The sequence below is a fragment of the Phytohabitans flavus genome (assembly GCF_011764545.1).
GTDB classification, from domain to species: domain Bacteria; phylum Actinomycetota; class Actinomycetes; order Mycobacteriales; family Micromonosporaceae; genus Phytohabitans; species Phytohabitans flavus.
This window is the reverse complement of record NZ_AP022870.1, coordinates 3,023,346-3,041,180: the sequence shown is the minus strand read 5'-3', so window position 1 is coordinate 3,041,180 and position 17,835 is coordinate 3,023,346. Positions and strand designations below refer to the sequence as shown.

Sequence of the window (17,835 nt, the reverse complement as noted above, 5' to 3'; positions counted from 1 at the left end):
TAGCTGCACGAACTACACACCAGGCCGCGTACGGCAGATCAACTGTCCGATCCCGGACAGTGCCATACTCAGGGACCGGATCTTGGTCGGGGCGTTGGTGGGTGGCGTGCAGTTTCGGGTGCTGGGTCTGCCGGAGGTGGTCCGGGACGGGCGCGCGGTGCCGTTGGGCGGGCCGAAGCAGCGGGCCCTGCTGACCCTCTTCCTGCTCCGGCCGAACCAGTTCGTCTCCACCGACTGGCTGGTGGACGCGCTGTGGGACGGCCGCCCGCCGGCGAGTGGCCCGACCACGCTGCGCACGTACGTCGCTGGCCTGCGCCGCGCTGTGGAGCCGGACCGCTCCGAGGGAGGCGGCCAGGTCCTGCGCCGGCATCCCCAGGGGTACGAGCTGAGCGTCGCCCCGGACGAGATCGACGCGGTCCGGTTCGACCGGCTTGTCACCGCGGCGGCCTCCGCCCTGGCCGGCGGGGAGGCGACGACGGCTGAGCGCGGGTACGACGCGGCCCTCGCGCTGTGGCGCGGGGAGCCGATGGCCGGGGTGGCGGACCTCGCCGCGCTGCGTCCCGAGGCGCGCCGCCTGGCCGACGCCCGGATCAGCGCGGAGGAGGGGCGGCTCACCGCGGCCGCGATGGCCGGCCGGGACGCTGGGCTACTAGCCGAGCTGCGGCGGTTCGTCGTGGCGCATCCGCTGCGGGAGGGCGCTCGAGCGCAGCTGATGCTGGCGCTCTACAGGTCCGGGCGGCAGACCGAGGCGCTGGCGGCGTACGACGAGGGGCGGCGGATCCTCGCCGGCGAGTACGGGCTCGACCCCGGCGAGCGGCTGCGCGAGGCGCACCAGCTGATCCTCACGCAGGCGGCACCGGAACCTCCGGCGCGGCCCGCGGCAGCGGTAGCAGTAGCGCAGGTCGGGCGGGACGGCGAGCTGGCACTGCTGGCGCGGGAGCTGGACGCCGCGTCGGGCGGTACCGGGCGGGTGGCCGCGATCGTCGGTGAGCCGGGGATCGGCAAGACGAGCCTCGCCACAGCCGTCGGCGAGCGGGCGGCGGCGCGGGGCGTACCGGTGGTGTGGGGCCGCTGCCCGGACGCCGGCCGGACACCGCCGTTCTGGCTCTGGCGCCAGGTCGTACGCGAGCTGGGTGCCATGCCGCAGGCCGGCGCCGCCGGCTCGGCGAGCCCTCTGGACAGCTTCGCGATCGAGCCGGGCCAGGGATCCGGGACCGATCCGGCGGCGCGATACCGCGCGTATGAGGCGGTGGCGGCGCTGGTACGGGCGGTGGCCGGGCAGCGCGGGTTGCTGATCGTCCTGGACGACCTGCACGCGGCCGACCCGGACTCGTTGCTGCTGCTGCGGTTCCTCGCCACGGTCATGGCCGGCACCCGGGCGCTCGTCGTCGCCACGCTCCGGCCGTACGCACACGACGCCGCCGTGGGAGCAGCGCTCGCCGAACTGGCCCGCGTACCCGGCTTCACCCGGCTCGCACTGTCCGGATTGGACACCGCCGCCGTGGCCACCCTCGTGCGCGACCGCACCGGCGCGGTACCGGCCGACGGGGTGGCGACCCGGCTGCGGGAGCGCACCGGTGGCAACCCGTTCTTCATCACCGAACTGCTCCGCGCCGGCACCGACCCCGCGGACACGCGGCCGCCGTCGACGATCCGGGACACCGTCCGGCTGCGCTTCGATGCCCTGCCCGGCCCGGCGCGCAAGTGCCTCGACCTGCTCGCCGTCGCCGGTCACGAGCTTCCCGCGCAGGTGCTGGCCGAGGTACTGGCGCTGGCCGGACCCGACGTCGCCGAGGCGCTGGCCGCCGCGTACACCGCCGAGCTTGTGGCCGAGGCCGGGCCGGGCGAGGTGCGGTACCGCCATCCGCTCTTCGCCGAGGTCGCCTACGCCGAGCTGCCGCCACCCCGGCGCGCGGCGCTGCACGCCCGGCTGGCCACGGTGTACGAGCGGTTGGGCGGGGCGGCCCCGGCGGAGCTGGCCTACCACTACGGGTGCGCGACGGGTCTCGGCCACGGTGAGGACTGTCTACGTTGGACGCTGACCGCCGCGGACGACGCGACCCGGCGGCTGGCGTACGAGGATGCCCTCGCCCACCTGGACCGTGCCGCCGAGCGGCTCGCCACCCGCGCGCCCTCGGACGCGCGGACGGAGCTCGAGGTACAGCTGCACCGCGCCTCCCTGCTCCAGATGACCGCCGGGGTCGGCAGCGACGCGATGGATCAAGCCTGCGCCCGGGCCCGCGAGCTGCTGGGTCTGGTCGGGCCCGAGGCCGACGTGCGGCCGGCGCTGTGGGCGCTGGGCGAGCTGGCCGCCAACCGGGCCGAGTACGCGACGTGTAGCGAGCTGGCGCGGCGCCTCGTGGACACGGCCGACGACGCCAGCCTTGTCGCGGCGGGGGAGTACCTGCTCGGCTCGGTCGGCTACTTCACCGGCCGGCTTGTCGAGGCGGAGCGGCACCTCACCACCGCGATCGACCACCTTCGTACCGTCGACACCGCCGTGCTCGGCCGGCAGCTTGGCCGGCGACCGGTGCTGGCCACCTACGAGTTCCGGGCGCTCGTGCGGTCGCTGCGCGGCGACACCGCCGGTGGTCGGGCCGACCTCGCCGAGGCCGAGCGGCTCGCGGAGCGCCTCGACGACCCGTACGGGCGGGCGAACGCGGTGCTCTACGCGGGCTGGATGGGCATGCAGGAGTACGACGTCCCCGCGGTGGAGGCCGCGGCGTTGCGGTGCCGGCGGATCGGTGCGGCGGACGGGCTGCCGCATTTCGTGACCGTCGGCGCGTTTCTGGCCGAATGGGTCGCCGTGCACAGCGGCGACCACAGTCGACTGGCCGCCATGCGCGCCGCGGCCGACGACATCTACCGCCTCGGGCTGCGCGCCACCCGCACTATCACGCTCTGCGCGACCGCCGAGGCGTACCTGTCCGCCGGACAGACCGCGGCCGCGGCGGCGGTGGCGCAGGAGGCGCTGGCCGTCGCCGATCGGGTCGGCGAGCGGGTCCTGGCCGCCGAGCTGTACCGGATCCGCGGCCTCGCCACCGGCGATCCGGCGGCGCTCGAGACCGGTGCCCGGCTCGCGGCGGAACAGGGCAACGCGCTGGTGGGCGCCCGCTTCACCGACCGGCCTCCACGAGATCTCCACGAACCTTCCGCGCCCGGCTGATGTGGTGGTGGTGCCCACGTCGAGAGGACACCACCATGCCCACAGCTCCGCCGCCGGCCGGCGAACCGGTCCGGCAGGTCGACGTCGCGGTGATCGGGTGCGGCCCGGTCGGCGCGCTGACCGCCAACCTGCTCGGCGTACGCGGTATCAGCACGCTTGTCGTCGAGCGCAGCGAGGCAGCGCACGGCCAGCCCCGCGCCTTCTCCTGCGACGACGAGGCGCTGCGCATCTACCAGCAGGCGGGGCTGCTGGAGCAGATCAGCCGGGACACGTACCCGCCGTCCCTTGTGGAGTACGTCAACCGGGCAGGGCGCGTCTTCGCCAGCGTCGCCCTCTCCGAGATCGACTTCGGCTACGGGCACCGCCCACTGCACTTCTTCGACCAGCCGCTGCTGGAGCAGACCCTGCGCCGGGGCCTGGACCGGTTCGCGCACGTCGAGTTCCGCCAGGGTACCGAGCTGGTCAGCCTGCGGCAGGACGACGAGTGGGTCACGCTGACCCTGCGCGGTGTGCGCACGGGAGAGAGCTGGACGGTGCGAGCGCGGTACGTCCTCGGCTGCGACGGCGCCCGCAGCACCACCCGCCAGGCGACCGGCATCCCGCTCGACGGCGCCAGCTACGCCGAGCCGTGGCTGGCCGTCTCCGGCGACGTCGTACCGGATGCGGTACGGGTGCCGCACACCACGTTCGTCTGCGACTGGCAGCGGCCCGCCTTCGTGTCGCCGGGGGCGCGCGGCAGCTACCGCATGGAGTTCATGCTCCGCCCTGGCGAGACCGAGGAGACCTTCTCGCGGCCGCAGGCGGTCACACCGCTCCTCGAGCCCTACGTGGACCCGGCTGGGTTCACCGTCACCCGGGCCGCTACCTACGTTTTCCACCACCTGATCGCCCAGCGCTGGCGGCACGAGCGGGTCTTCCTGCTCGGCGACGCGGCGCACCAGATGCCGCCGTTCATGGGGCAGGGCCTGTGCAGTGGCCTGCGCGACGCCGCCAACCTCTCCTGGAAGCTGGCGCTGGTGCTCTCCGGTGGCGCGGACGCGCGCCTGCTCGACACGTACGAGACCGAACGCCGCCCGCACACCGTGGCGATGGCCCAGACGAGCGTCCGGCTCGGACGGGTGTTCCTGGCCCGCAACCGGTTCGCCGCCTGGGCGCGGGACTCCGCGCTGCGCGCGGTGCAGGCGATTCCCCGGGTACGGCGCTTCGTGCGTCACTTCGAGTTCAAGCCGGTGCCGGCGTACCAGCGCGGGCTCATGGCGGGCGGGCGCCGGCGCGACCCGGTCGGCACGATGTTTCCCCAGCCGTACGTCGCGAGCGCGAAACGTCCCGACCCGCACCTGCTCGACGAGGAGCTGGGCGCCGGGTTCGCCGTCCTCGGCCCACCCGGCGCGTTCGGTGCCCCGTGGCGCGGCCTGCCGGTCCGGTTCGTCACGGTGCATCCGAGCGGTACCGACCCGGAGAGCCTGCCCTTCGGCCGGCTCGGCGATGCGGTCGAGCACATCGACGTGGTGGACGCGACCGGCGCCGTCACCGAATGGCTGCACCACCATCGCAGCCAGCTCGTGATCCTGCGCCCGGACCGGTTCGTCTACGGCACCGGAGCCGCGGGTCACATCGACCACCTTCGCCGTGACCTGCTCGCTGCCCTGTGGGGGTAAGGCAGCGGGCAGGTCGCGGGACGGTGGGCTTGCGGGGAGGCGGCTGTGGTACACCGCCTCCCCGCGGCCACCGGTCAACGCCGCTGGCCGGCCTCTGCTCGCTGACCAGCCTCGGAGCGCTGTCCAGCCGCAGTGGGCTGACCAGCCTCAGAGGTGCGCTGGGCAGACTCGTAGCGCGGGCCCGCCTGAGAGCGCGGAGCGCCCTCGTACCGCCGACCGCTGGTCTGCGGTCGGCTCTGCAGGCGCGACGCGGCCATCATGACGGCCGCGGCGATACCGAGCAGGGCGGTCACGCCACCGGTGATGACGTTGTTGAGCCAGTTCCCCACTGGAACAGAGGACTGCTGGATCACCCAGGGCGATACGACAACCCACGCGCCGATGACGAATACCGCCCAGCTAAGCCGGAATATCCGTCGAGGCACGATGGTGAGGCCAAGTCCGATGGCCGCCACGATCAGGCCGAGGATCAGGTTACTGATCCGCAGGTCCGGCGTGGTGGTATCGAAGTGGACGACCCATGGAGAGATCGCCAGCCACGCACCCGCAAGCAGTACAAGCCCGTCAACTATCGACGCCGGACTGCTGTCGGTCATGCGTTCGTATCGGTCCCGCATCTCGGCTACGTCCGGGTGGTCTTGCATGCCCGTGTCGTAGCGCGACATGCTAGCCATTTCACTCACCTCCAGTAAGCGGCTAGCTTTCTGCGGTCTTGTGTCAGCTACCCGAGCACGGGCCGCACAACACCGTTCATAGCCGGATTTTTCCGGGCGATACGGGCGTCCGCGTCACGTCGCGTCCGCCCCGTCGTGTCCGTCCGGTCTTCCGCCGCCTGTCCGGATGGCATCCGTACTACCTCTGCGGGGTGGGGCCCCGCCGCCTCGCGGTGAGCTGTTCCACAATGGACATTTGAGCTACCGCGATGTCCGTTGTGGTCCGGACCACCGCGGGCGTCGCGGTAGCTCATATCTTTCATCAAGCTGTGAGCCGGCACTCACCATTGTGGACGGACCCAGACGGCCCCGACTCCCGAAGGTCTCTACGTGATCGGAGCGGTGGTCTGTAGGCGGCTGAGGGCGGTGACGAGCAGGCCGGAGAGGCGGGCCGGGTCGTTGCCTTTGGCGTGGCCCTTGAGCCGGAGGATCACCGTGACGCCGCCGCGGCGGCCGACGAGGCGGTTGGTGCCGGCGTAGGCCTGGTCGGCGATCCCGGGCAGGGGCTTGTCCATCATCCGGCTCATGCCGATGGTCATGTCGCCCGGTGCGCCCTCCAAGACCTCGACGTTGAGGATGTTGCGGCCGCTGCCGTCCCTGAACTCGGCCGTGCGCACCGGGTTGTCCTTCGACGCACGCTTGAACTCCACGGTCACCGCCTGCCCGAATGCCTGGCCGACCTCGGCGGTGGTGAGCAGTTGTTGCGGCGGGGGAACGGCGCGGGTTCGGACCGTCGCGCGCGCCACCACCTCGCCGGTCTCCGGCAGGTCGTCGTGCGGGCCGCGCCGCTCCGCGCGTAGCTGCGTGACCTTGACGACCCGGCGGGTCCAGAGCCGCGCTTTCGCGGTGACCACGTCCCCGATGCGGAACCCGTCCGCGAGCTCGGCCGGCAGGATCCAGGCCCGGGTCCGGTCGCTGTGGCCGTCGTCGATGACCAGGTGGTAGTTCGCGGGGACCGTCCGGCTGGGCTCGCTGTCGCCGCCGCCCACCTGCTTCGTCTTCCAGGTCCCGCGCCAGATCACCTGGCCCGTGACGGACACCGGTGTGGCGAGCGCGACGGTCACCCGCACGACGAGGTACGCACCGTAGGTGAGCAGGGCGAGCCCGAAGAGCTGGAACGCGGCGGACACCTCACGGCCGTACACGAGCATTGGTATGCCGATCCAGGCGGTGATGATCACGTGGCCGATCGGCCAGCCCAGCGCCTGCCCGACCCGCAGCCCGTACCGGGGATAGCTGACGTCGACCTGCCGCCACCGGCCGGTGTACGACGACCAGATCCGCCGGTGGTCCGACATCCCGAGGTCGATGACCTCCGACGCCACCCGGCTCTTGCCGAGCGCGACGCCGTACGCGAGGTACCGGTGCCAGACCGCGACGGCCGAGGGCGGCAGGTCGGCGAACGACTCGTGCCCGGCCAGCCACTCCCGTACGCCGAGCCAGCGCGCGGCGGCGGCCCGCCCCGCGGTGGTGTCCCGCTGGCCGCCCTTGCTCCGCGCGCCGGCGCTGATGATCGCGAAGGCCATGACCCAGGCGCCGAGCCCCGAGAGGTACTGCCCGGTGCGCTCCGCCGGGTCGCCGAGCCGGACCGCGACGTGCATGGCGCTCACCGCGATGCCCGCCGCTACCAGGCCGGCGAGCACGACGAGCGCGGCGATCATCGCCCGCGAGTAGCGGGGGCGGGAAAGCCCGAGGCGCTGGGCCTCCTCGACCACGTACCGGTTGACCCGCCGCGCCCAGGTGGCGTAACGGCCGGCGTCGGTGAAGGCAAGGGCGGTCAGCGGTACGACCCCGTTCGTCGACCGCTGCGCGACCCAGTTGTAGACCTGTAGCTCGTACTCGTTCAGGTCGCCGGGCTCACGGCGAGTGAGGTGCACGGTGGTGTGGCGGGCGTCGGCGCTGTTCTGGCGCAGCTCGACGTACCCGCGTGCGGCCAGGTCGAGCAGGGTGGCCGCGGCGGCGTCGCCGGTGCTGATCCGCCACCCGTCCGCGATCAGGCCGACCACGGCCGGAGACTCCGGGCCCGGGAAATCCATCGTCGCCGGCGCCGGTGCGACGGCGGCTGGGCGGGTGTAGATCCGGGCGGCTGTGTTGGCGAGTATCCAGACCCCGAGGCTGACGGCCGGTAGTCCGATTTCGATCAGCAGGTCGATCGTGGTCATCGCTCACCCTTCGCCACACGTCCTGACCTCAGCACCATGATCCACTGGCCGGTCGCCAGTGGTCATCCCGGTTCAGTGCCAAACAAGAGGCCGTTACGGTCGGCGGGGCTTGCCCGATCTCAGCAGGCGCAGGATTGCCGCGCCGGCCAGGTAGGCGACAAGCGCGGCGAGCGGTAGGCCGAGCGGTTCGGGGGTGGACCTCGACGCGGCGCTGTTGATGGCCAGGCCCGCCACCACACCGGCGTAGCCGGCGACCGTCAGGACGGTACGGAGGGTGGGCGCGGGCCACCCGGCTCGTTGCCCCGAGGGCGGATGGGTGGCGCGGGCCTCGACCCGCCCGAAGATCGCGGTCAGTCCGGCCAGGATCACGGCCAGCACGAGCAGCCAGGGCACCCGCCACGCCCACCACGTACCGGTCCCGACCGAGGTCGGGGGCAGCCAGTGGGCGAGGTTCAACACGCCGACGAGCAGCACCACGGCGCTCATGTGCCACAGGAAGACGGTGAGGACGACCGCGTTCATGGCGACCACCGCACGCCACGGGCCGGGCCGGTGCACCATCCGTTCGGCGGGCTCGCGGAGCAGCAGGATGAGCCCGAGCTGGGCGGCGGCGAGGGCGAGCAGCGCCAGCGTGGGCGGCGACGTGTTGTGCAGGTGTTCGCCCGGAATGTTGATCATGCTGACCTGGTACGGGCCGGCGAAGGTGAGCAGCGATACTGCGGCGGCGCCGACGACGAGAATGAGGACGGCGGCAGTCCGGTTCATCGGAAGCCGGCGGACCTTTCTGGTCTCACCGGCGTGGGAGTCGTACCAGGCGAACCCGACCTGGTGGAGGGCGAGCCACCCGAAGATGTAGCCGCCCCCGGCCAGCGCGCCGTGGTGGACCAGGCGCGCGACGTCACCCAGGGCGACGAGCACCACCAGCACCGCGACGACGGCGAACCCGAAGCGCTGGTGCAGCCGGTACATGACCGGCGTGAGCGCCACCACCGCGAAATAGGCGATGAGGAACCACAGCGGGATCGTCGCGAACTGCACGACCGTACGGATCTCGACCCGGTCCGCGCCGGCCAGCGACCCCACCGCGGCGCCCACCGCGAGGATGACCACCAGCACTGTGGTGGGGCGGACCAGTCGGCCGCTGCGGTCCAGCAGCCACTGCGTGGCGGTAGTCCCGCGGGCCCGGCCGCTGGTCAGCGAGGCGGCGTTGGCGAAGCCGCCGACCAGGAAGAACACCGGGATCACCTGGAACAGCCAGGTCAGCGGCCGGGCCCAGACGAGGTCGACCAGCGCGTTGAAGCCGGTGACCTTCCCGGAGGCGCCGTACGCGATGACGGTGACCAGCCAGTGGCCCAGCACCACGAGGCAGATGGCCAGCGCGCGCAGGAAGTCGACGTACCGCTCCCGCCCGGCCGGGGTCTGCCTGGCCAGCATCCCTACCCGGCCCATCCGCCCAGGCTATTTTCCGCGACCGGCAGGCCGGGGCGAATTGCGCACCCGGCGCGCTTCCACGACGCGCCGGAGCCGGCCCGGCGGGCCGAGGCGTCACCGGGAAGAGGGGGCTGGCGAACGTCAAGGGGCTATGTAGAATACCGACATGTCTCGGATACGGAGCGGCCCTCGACGGGGTGACGTCCATGGCCGGTGAGGTGCGGGTGACCGCCGGCGTGGCCAAGGTGCTCGCCGCGTTCCTGGAGGATCCGGCGGCCGACCGGTATGGCCTGGACCTGATGAAGGCCACCGACATGCCCAGCGGCACCCTCTACCCGATCCTCGCCCGGCTGCGCGACGCCGGCTGGGTGCGGGCGGAGTGGGAGCAGCCCGACCCCGACGCGTCGCGGCCGGCCCGCCGCTACTACCGGCTCACCCCGGAGGGCGTCGTCGTGGCCCGCGAGGGCGTCGCCGAGCTGTACCAGAAGCTCGGCATCGCGACCGGCGGCCGCGGGCGGCGCGTGGCCCCGCGGCCGAGTGTGAATCCGGGTCCGGCATGAGCGCGGGGGAGCGCCACGCCCTCGACGGCCTCGTCGGAGCGCTGGTGCACAGCGCGGCGCGGCGCTGGCCGCCGGCACTGCGGGAGGAGCAGTGTCGTGAGTGGACGGCCGAGCTGGCGGTGCTGCGCGACGAGCCGGGATCCGGCCTGCGGCGGTTCACGTTCGCGCTGAGCCTCGCGCTGAGCCCGGCGCCGGACGACGGCAGCGGGCTGCGCGGCTGGCGGGAGCTGCTGCCGGGGTTCGGTGCGCGGCTGCGCCCGGCCGCCGTGTTCGCGGTGCTGAGCCTGCTCGTCATGCACCTGTGGCCGGTGCGGTTCAACCTTTTCGGGTACGTGAGCGAGAGCGGCCGCTCGCTGTCCAACCAGGTCTCCGACTTCTCCGCGTCGCCGAACCTGCCCCTGGGCATGCTGCTCGCCTGGGCGTTCGTGCCGCTGTGCTACCTGATCGGCCGGCGGTCGACGGTGCCCACGGCAAACCCTGTAGCCGTCGCCGGCGTCGTCACGACCGGTGCCGCGCTGGGCTACCTCGCCTACCGGACCGTGCCGCTGCTCGCGTTCTCGGGGCCGACCCTGCCGCAGGGTTATGTCGGCGCCTCGCTGGTGTTCGTCGCGCTGACGACCCCGCTGCTCGCCGGCGTCCTGCTGGTTACGGCCCGGCGGGGCTGGGTCGCGGCGATCCCGCTCGTGGCGTTCGGCCTGCCGCTGATGGCCGTCCTCTCGTGGACCGTGGGTCGCGCGGTCTCCCCGGGGCGGGACTACGACGGCATGTTCTTCGACCCGCTCACCACCGTCATGGATACCCGCTTCGACCGCGGACCGTTCGGCATCGGCGAGATCAACGCCGAGGAGAGCCTCGTGGGCGCCCTGCTCCTCCTGGGCGCCATGGTGACCGCATACGGTTTCGGCCTCGCCGCTCGCTCGCGCGTATCCGCCGGGATCCCAACGGCGGACTCGCCCGGCTGGGCGCCGGCCCGCACCACGGCCGCCGTCGGGTGCGTCGCCGTCGTGGTCGGGCTCGCCGCTTGGGTGTACGCGTCCTCGCTGCTGCGGTCGCTGTCGGTGGTGACCCCCGAGACCGGCGACGAGCTGCGCTGGGCCGCGGTGATCCTCGCGGTCCTGGGCGTACGGGTCGCCGCCGCCCGCCGCCGGGGTGCCACGCTCGCCGCGTTCCTCGTCGGCGGTTGGCTGCTCGCCGCCCAGCTCGTGCTCGCCCGCCAGGCCGTCGTGGACGATGTGCTGCTGTCGATCGGCCCGGGTGCCGCCGCCGCGGTGATCGCCGCCGGGCTCGCGTGGTGGGTCCCCGGTCCACACGCCCACCTCGGCGCAACGGAAGCGACGGCCGTACGGCGGTCACTCGCCGTGGCCGCGGTGGTGGCCGCCGCGTGCGGACCACTCCTCGTCGCCCAGGCCGACCTCCGGCCGGACATCGCGGTCCCGGCGGGGCTCACGGTCGTCCTCGGCGTCGTGCCCGCGATGTTCGTCGTGCTGGCCGCGTTCGCGGCGGCAGCGGCCCGCCGTCGACCCGTCCGCCCCGCGCTCGCCGCCAGGCTCGCGGTCGTGCCCGCCGCCGCGACCGCCGCCGCCGGCTTCGCCACGTCCGCCACAGGGGTCGGCCAGGGCGTCATGCTCCTGGCCGGGGCGGCCGGCGCCGGACTCTTCGCGGTCGGCGCCGGGGCGCTCGCCCTGGCCGAGCCGGGCCGCGCGGCACACCGGGGCGGCTGGGCCGTCGCCGCGGTGCTGGCGCCGTTCGTCCTCGCCCCGGTCGCGCTCTACGCGGGGATCGTGCCCGGCATGCTGCTGCGCGCGCTCGTCGGCGCGGACCCGTACAGCACGGCGGCGTCGTTCCAGCCCGGCGTCCTGCTCGCGGTCCTGCCCGCCGCCGCGGTGCTCGCCCGGTGGCTGATCCCCGGCGCCCCGGTGCCGTACGCCCTCCAACCCGACAGTGAGCGTCCGGACGCGGCGCCAGCCTAGCCCGCGGCGGCGCGCAGCGACTCCTTCAGCGAGCCCATCGTCGCGATCACGGCGGTCGGCTCGTACCCGCAGTGCGCCATGCAGTTGGCGCACCGCGGGTCCTTACCCCGGCCGAACGCGGACCAGTCGGTCTCCTCGACCAGCTCCCGGTACGTCTTGGCGTACCCGTCGTCGAGCAGGTAGCACGGCCGCTGCCAGCCGAGCAGCGAGTACGACGGGATGCCCCACGCCGTGCAGTCCAGCTCCCGCTTGCCCTCCAGGAAGTCGAGGAACACGGGGGAGTGGTTGAGCCGCCACCGCTTGCGCCGCCCGTCGCCGAACGCCTTCCGGAACAGCGCCCGGGTCTCGTCCACGCCGAGCCAGTGCTCCTGGTCGGGTGCCTTCTCGTACGCGTACGCCGGCGAGATCTGCATGTTGTCGACGCCGAGCTCGTCGTTGAGGTAGTCCAGCACGCCCACCACGTCCTGCGGGGTGTCGGTGCTGAAGAACGTCGTGTTGGTCATCACCCGGAAGCCGGCCGCTTTGGCCTGCCGGATCGCCGCGACCGCGGCGTCGAAGCCGCCCTCCTTGGCGACCGAGGCGTCGTGCCGCTCGCGCAGCCCGTCGATGTGCACCATCCACGCGAAGTCGCGGTGCGGCGTGAACCTCTGCATGTGCTTGGGCAGCAGCAGCGCGTTGGTACAGAGGAACACGATCTTCTTGCGGTCCAGGAGCTGGCGGGTGATCTCGTCGATCTGGGGGTGCATCAGCGGCTCACCACCCGCGATCGAGACCATCGGCGCGCCGCTCTCCTCGATCGCGGCGACCGCCTGCTCCACCGGCATCCGCTGCTTGAGCAGTGACGCGGGCTGAGCGATCTTGCCGCATCCGGCGCACTTGAGGTTGCAGGCGAACAGCGGTTCCAGCTCGACGAGCAGGGCGAACTTGTCCCTGCGCAGCAGCCTCTGCTTGAGCAGGTAGCTACCGAGCCGGATCGTCTGACGCAGCGGCATCGCCATCGTCAAATCACCTCCCTGGAGAGCGTGAAACGCACTGTCACCGGCCCGAGGCCGGACAGGCAGCGGATGAGGTCGTCGACGAGCCCCGGCGGCGCCGACGCCGCGGCGGTGATGTCCACCCGGCGGGCGCCGGCCAGCCAGCGCAGGTCCACCCGCCGGACGTCGTCCACGAGGTGTACCGGCAGGCGGTCGTGCAGGGCGGCCGCGACGAGCCGCCGGGTCTCCGGCGAGCTTGCCCGGCCGGCGACAAGGACCAGGTCGGCGCCGTCGAACGAGGGCTGGTCGGCCACCCGCAGCTCCCGGTAGCCGGTCGCCGCCGCCCATTGCTGGAGTGCCGGTACCGCGCGGCGCAGCGCGCGCAGGGCCCGCACGCCCCGTGCCGGGGTACCGAATCTCCACAGTGGATGTTCCGGCGTGTCGACCACCGCGCGCACGACGGTGAACGGGGTTTCCCCGGGCGGCGCGAGCCAGGCCGACTCCATGTCGACGGCGTCCGCGCCCGCCGGACCTTTGAGCACATGCGGGCTGGACCGGATCGGTCCGGTGTGGACTCCCAGCCCGAGGCGGCGCAGTGCACCGGCGAGCAGCGGCGCGGAAGGGCACGGCACGACGGCGTCGCCGCCGCGTACCTCGCTCGCCACCACCAGGTCGCCGGCCACGAGCTCCCACGTGTGGCCGCCACAAACCCCGGCGACGACGGTCGGTCCGGCGGGGGCGGGCACCGCCCGCGCGCGCTTGGGACCCATGCCGGTACGCACGACGCGCAGGTTCGCGGGGGCGCCGAGCAGGGCCGCCCGCTCGACGAGCAGCGGCGTGTAGACGGTGGCCGTGCCGGTCACGGGCGCCCCGCCAGGTACCGGCCGAGCGCGGAGACCGGGAAGACGAGCCGGTACAGGTGGTAGTTGATGAAGAAGTCGCCGGGGAAACCGGTGCCGGTGAACTGCGGCTCGTCCCACGTGCCGTCCGGTCGCTGGGTGTCGACGAGGAAGCGTACGCCGCGCTCCACTGTGGACGAGGTTTCCCCGGCGGCGAGCAGGGCCAGCAGTGCCCAGGCGGTCTGCGAGGCGGTGGACGTGCCGCGGCCGGCCATGGCGGGATCGGCGTACGAGCGCAGGTCCTCGCCCCAGCCGCCGTCCGGGTTCTGGTGCGCTTCGAGCCACCGTACGGCGCGGCGCACCGGCGCTAAGGCCGGGTCGATGCCGGCGGCCACCAGCGCGGGTACGGCGGCGCCGGTCCCGTACAGGTAGTTGGCCCCCCAGCGGCCGAACCACGACCCGTCCGGCTCCTGCGCCCGCAGCAGCCAGGCCACCCCGCCACGGCACGCCGCCCCGCCGGACCGGCCCTCGGCGGCGAGCATCTCGACCACGTGCGCCGTGACATCGGCGGACGGCGGGTCGATGACCTCGCCGAAGTCGCAGAACGGCAGCTTGTTCGCCAGCGTACGGGTGTTGTCCGCGTCGAACGCCGCCCAGCCGCCGTCCCGCGAGCGCATGCCGACGGTCCAGGCCACGCCCCGGTCGACGGCCGCGCGCAACCGGACCCGGTCCGGGTACGCGGTGCGCCGCAGCGCCAGCACGATCTCGGCGGTGTCGTCGGTGTCCGGGTAACCGTCGTTGGCGAACTCGAACGCCCAGCCGCCCGTGGGCAGCCGCGGCCGGCGTACCGCCCAGTCGCCCGGCACCCGGATCTCCTCGTCCAGCAGCCAGTCGGCGGCGCGTACGACCGCCGGGTCGTCGGACGGTACGCCGGCGTCGAGCAAAGCGGTCATGGCCAGCCCGGTATCCCAGACCGGCGACTGGCACGCCTCCAGCCGGCGTACCCATCCGTCCGGCGTCTCCTCGCGGATGGTGAAGCCGTCGAGGCCGTCGAGGCCGGCCCGCAGCGCGGGATGGTCCAGCGGGTAGCCGAGCAGGTGCAGGGCGAGCAGCGAGTACACCCACGGTGGCTGGATGCCGCCCCACGACCCGTCCGACTCCTGGCGGGCCAGGATCCACTGCGCGGCCCGGCGCAGGGCGCGCCGGCGCAGCGGCCGGATCGGGCGGCGGGCGTACAGGTGCAGTACCCGGTCCAGGCGGTGGAACGCCCCGGCGACGGTCCACGTAAGTTCGGCGGGCACCGTCCTGCCCGTACGCAGCTCGTCGATGCCGAACGGCAGGGGCCGCACCGGGCGCAGCGCGCCGACGATGGTCAGCGGCACGACCGTCTGCCGGGCCCAGCAGGCCCAGTCGTAGACGTTGAGCGGAAACCACCTGGGCAGGAAGATCATTTCTGGTGGGAGCTCGGGCAGCTGGTCCCACGGCCACAGCCCGAAGAGGGCAAGCCAGATCCGGGTGAACACGCGGCTGCGCTCCAGCCCGCCGGACGCGACGACGAAGCCGCTGGCCCGCTTCATGTGCGGCGCGTCGGGAGGGTCGCCGGCGAGCCGCAGCGCCACCCACGCCTCGACCGTGGTGGACAGGTCGGCCGGGCCGCCGTAGAAGGTCGCCCAGGTGCCGTCGTCCCGCTGCTGGGACCGGATCCACCGGGCCGCCTCCGCCGTCTCCCGCTCGCCGCGGATGCCGAGGAACTCGCGCAGCAGCAGGTCCTCGGCGTCCATCGTCACGTTGGTCTCCAGCTCGCCCTTCCACCAGCCGGCGTCGTCCTGGAGGCCGCGCAGGTGCGCCACCGCCCGGTCGAGCGCCACCGTGGTGCGGTCGTCCGCCGGAACCGCGGGAGCCGAAACGAGATCCTGGGTCATCACGCCTCCCGGGTGACGATGAAACGGCCGAGCGCGACAAGCTCGTCGCGCGGCGGATCCGGGATCGGTACGGCGGCGAGCGCAGACTCGGCGAGGCGCAGGCGCCGCCCCGCCTCCTCGGTGGCCCAGTCCTTCCCGCCCGCGGCTGCCACGAGCGCGGCGATCTCGGGCAGCGCCGCCTCGTCCGCCTTCTCGGCGCTGGCCAGCCACTCGGCGAGCCGCTCACCGGCCGGGCCAGGCTGGCTGGCCGCGTACGTCATGGGCAGCGTCTTCTTGCGCGCGCACAGGTCGGAGAAGACCGGCTTGCCGGTGAGCGCCGGGTCGCCCCAGATGCCCAGCAGGTCGTCGACGATCTGGAAGGCGATGCCCACGTGGGCGCCGAAGGCGGCGAGGGCGCCGGTGGTGGCGGCCGGGGCGCCGGCCAGGACCGCGCCGATCGCCGCGCTCGCCGAGAGCAGGGCACCGGTCTTGCCGGCCACCATGTCCAGGCACTCGTCCAAGGTGACGTCGGTGCGGCTCTCGAAGGCGAGGTCCCGCACCTGGCCACGGACCAGGTCGCGGGTCGCGGACGCCAGCAGCCTGCCGGCGTCGGCCGCGTACGGCGAACCGGACTCCAGCAGCACCTCCTGGGCCAGCGCCAGCAGCGCGTCGCCGGTCAGGATCGCGCTGGGCGTACCCCACACGGCCCACACCGTGCGGCGGTGGCGGCGCAGCGTGTCACCGTCCATCACGTCGTCGTGCAGCAGCGAGAAGTTGTGTACGAGCTCGACGGCGATCGCACCGGGCAGGCCCACCTCGGCGGGGGCACCCACGGCTCGGGCGGACAGCAGCGCCAGCGCCGGCCGTACCGCCTTGCCGCCCTCGCCGGTGGACGTCTCGCCGTCCGCGGTGGTCCAGCCCAGGTGGTACCGGGCCTGGGCGCGGCTTGTCTCGTCGAGGCGTTCCAGCGCCGCGCTCAGTGCCGGGGTGACGATGTCCCGGCTCTGCCGAAGCGTGGTCGGCGGCGCGGTCGCGGGGTCCCCGCGGAAACGCCCCGCCTTGCCCTGCGTTTTCGTGGGGTGCATCAAGCCGTGACCTTCCGTGGGCGAAAGCTGGGTGAGTGTCTGGCCAGCAGCGCTTCGGCGGCCGTCTCGCCGCTGCGCACCGCGCCCTCCATCGTGGCCGGCCAGCCGGTGGCGGTCCACGCACCGGCGAGGAAGAGCCCCGGCGCGGCGGTCACGGCGCCCGGCCGCGACCGGGCGCTGCCGGGTGCCGGGCGGAACGTGGCGTGCCGCTCCCGGGTGACGAAGAAGTCGGTGACGGTGGCCTGCCGGGCCCGCGGCAGGAGCGCGGCCAGCGCCGGCAGCAACCGCTCGCGCAGGGTGGCGGTGGGCAGGTCGACGAGGTCGTCGGCGGCCGATATCGAGACGGCCAGGTACTGCCCGGTGGCGAGGCCGGACTGCGCGGTGCGGTCGAACACCCACTGGATCGGGGTGTCGATCCCGGCCACGAACGGCGCGGACAGCACTGCCCGGTCGTACACCACGTGCGCGTTGACGATCGGTGCGCTGCCCAACTGCCGCGCCCACCCGTCGGGCAGCGGCGCGCTACCCGGTGGCAGCAGGCGTTCGGCCGCCTCCGGCGGGACGGCGAGCACGACCTGGTCGACCATGTGGTCCCCCTCTCGCGACTGGATCAGCCATCGATCGCCGTGCGGCGTGATGGCCAGTACCTTCGCGCCGGTCAGCACGCGCGCGCCGGCCGCGGCCAGGTGGGCCCGGGCCGGCTCCTCGTGCAGGCGCGACAGCGGCACGGCGGACCAGCCGATGTCGGCGGCCGCGGTTTCCGTGAGCAGCCCGATCTGGAAGACGGTGGCGGCCAGGGCCAGCGAGGCCTCCGCCGCCCGCGCGTTCAGGGTGGCCACGCCGACCAGGTCCCACAGCGCGGTGACCGCCCGCTCGCCCTGGCCGTGCGCGGCCAGCCAGGCGCCGAAGCTCTGCTCGTCGGTCCTCGGGTCTGCCGGGTCGACCCGGCGCAGTGCCAGCGCGCCCCGGACGAAGGCGAGGCGCTGGGCCGGCGACAGCGGGCCGTACCGGGCCAGCGCCCCGGACAGGTGCAGCGGCGCGGGCAGTCCCGAGCGGCGCAACCGGGCCGGCCGCTTCGACGCGGGGGAGTGCACGGGGATGTCGAGCCGAGGCTGGAGCGTGACCCGGTCGGCGACGCCGAGCCGGTGCAGCAGCCCCTGGTACGCGGTGCAGCAGCGCAGGAAGACGTGCTGCCCGTTGTCGACGTGCAGGTCACCCCGGCGGAACGAGTAGGTGAGGCCACCGAGCCGCGGGGTGGCCTCGAACAGCGTCACCTCACGGCCGGCGTCCGCACAGCGCAGCGCGGCGGTGAGCCCGGCCAGCCCGCCACCGACCACGCCGACGCTCATGCCCGTCCTCGCTTCGCTGCGGGCGGG

Annotated in this window: 12 protein-coding genes; 4 read left to right on the top strand and 8 right to left on the bottom strand. The window is 73.6% G+C overall.

Features of this window, described 5'->3' with window-relative positions:
• The first annotated feature begins 82 nt into the window (after positions 1–82).
• Together Pflav_RS13245 and mhpA are read left to right on the top strand one after the other, a co-directional pair.
• Positions 83–3,166 (top strand): AfsR/SARP family transcriptional regulator, encoded by a 3,084-nt coding sequence (locus Pflav_RS13245; protein ID WP_232071337.1) that lies wholly within the window; start codon positions 83–85, stop codon positions 3,164–3,166.
• Between the two features lie 35 nt (positions 3,167–3,201).
• Positions 3,202–4,824, top strand: coding sequence for a bifunctional 3-(3-hydroxy-phenyl)propionate/3-hydroxycinnamic acid hydroxylase MhpA (gene mhpA / locus Pflav_RS13240; protein WP_173036446.1), 1,623 nt, complete (start codon positions 3,202–3,204; stop codon positions 4,822–4,824).
• Between the two features lie 74 nt (positions 4,825–4,898).
• Here mhpA and Pflav_RS13235 read toward each other — a convergent pair whose 3' ends face one another.
• The 3 genes from Pflav_RS13235 to Pflav_RS13225 form a co-directional block, all read right to left on the bottom strand.
• Complete coding sequence (locus tag Pflav_RS13235) at positions 4,899–5,489, bottom strand: SPW repeat protein (RefSeq protein WP_197938416.1); 591 nt, start codon at positions 5,487–5,489, stop codon at positions 4,899–4,901.
• 374 nt (positions 5,490–5,863) lie between these two features.
• The gene (locus Pflav_RS13230) at positions 5,864–7,699 is read right to left on the bottom strand and encodes a DUF2207 family protein (RefSeq protein ID WP_173036444.1); all 1,836 of its coding nucleotides are present in this window, start codon (positions 7,697–7,699) and stop codon (positions 5,864–5,866) included.
• Positions 7,700–7,792: 93 nt separating this feature from the next.
• Positions 7,793–9,148, bottom strand: coding sequence for an acyltransferase family protein (locus Pflav_RS13225; protein ID WP_173036443.1), 1,356 nt, complete (start codon positions 9,146–9,148; stop codon positions 7,793–7,795).
• 188 nt (positions 9,149–9,336) lie between these two features.
• Here Pflav_RS13225 and Pflav_RS13220 point away from each other — a divergent pair, with 188 nt between their 5' ends.
• Both Pflav_RS13220 and Pflav_RS13215 read left to right on the top strand, forming a co-directional pair.
• Positions 9,337–9,690 carry a PadR family transcriptional regulator gene (locus tag Pflav_RS13220; protein ID WP_173036442.1) on the top strand — a complete coding sequence of 118 codons (354 nt, stop codon included), beginning with the start codon at positions 9,337–9,339 and terminating at the stop codon, positions 9,688–9,690.
• On the top strand, positions 9,687–11,660 hold the full coding sequence (locus Pflav_RS13215) for a hypothetical protein (RefSeq protein ID WP_173036441.1): 1,974 nt from the start codon (positions 9,687–9,689) through the stop codon (positions 11,658–11,660). Before Pflav_RS13220 ends, Pflav_RS13215 begins: the two co-directional genes overlap by 4 nt.
• On the opposite strand, the gene hpnH is transcribed toward Pflav_RS13215, so the two are convergent.
• From hpnH to hpnE, 5 genes are read right to left on the bottom strand one after another with little or no spacing between them, the layout of a single operon-like run.
• Positions 11,657–12,658 (bottom strand): adenosyl-hopene transferase HpnH, encoded by a 1,002-nt coding sequence (gene hpnH / locus Pflav_RS13210; RefSeq protein WP_173036440.1) that lies wholly within the window; start codon positions 12,656–12,658, stop codon positions 11,657–11,659. The two genes, Pflav_RS13215 and hpnH, sit on opposite strands and share 4 nt — an antisense overlap.
• Before the next feature lie 2 nt (positions 12,659–12,660).
• Positions 12,661–13,497 carry a hypothetical protein gene (locus Pflav_RS13205; RefSeq protein WP_232071335.1) on the bottom strand — a complete coding sequence of 279 codons (837 nt, stop codon included), beginning with the start codon at positions 13,495–13,497 and terminating at the stop codon, positions 12,661–12,663.
• Positions 13,494–15,395 (bottom strand): squalene--hopene cyclase, encoded by a 1,902-nt coding sequence (shc, locus tag Pflav_RS13200; RefSeq protein WP_173036439.1) that lies wholly within the window; start codon positions 15,393–15,395, stop codon positions 13,494–13,496. Before shc ends, Pflav_RS13205 begins: the two co-directional genes overlap by 4 nt.
• A complete protein-coding gene (locus Pflav_RS13195; protein ID WP_173036438.1) occupies positions 15,395–16,459 on the bottom strand; it encodes a polyprenyl synthetase family protein in 1,065 nt (354 codons plus the stop codon). The genes shc and Pflav_RS13195 overlap by 1 nt, the downstream gene beginning before the upstream one ends.
• Positions 16,459–17,808, bottom strand: a complete 1,350-nt coding sequence (gene hpnE / locus Pflav_RS13190) for a hydroxysqualene dehydroxylase HpnE (RefSeq protein WP_173036437.1) — start codon at positions 17,806–17,808, stop codon at positions 16,459–16,461. Before hpnE ends, Pflav_RS13195 begins: the two co-directional genes overlap by 1 nt.
• Positions 17,809–17,835 lie beyond the last annotated feature (27 nt).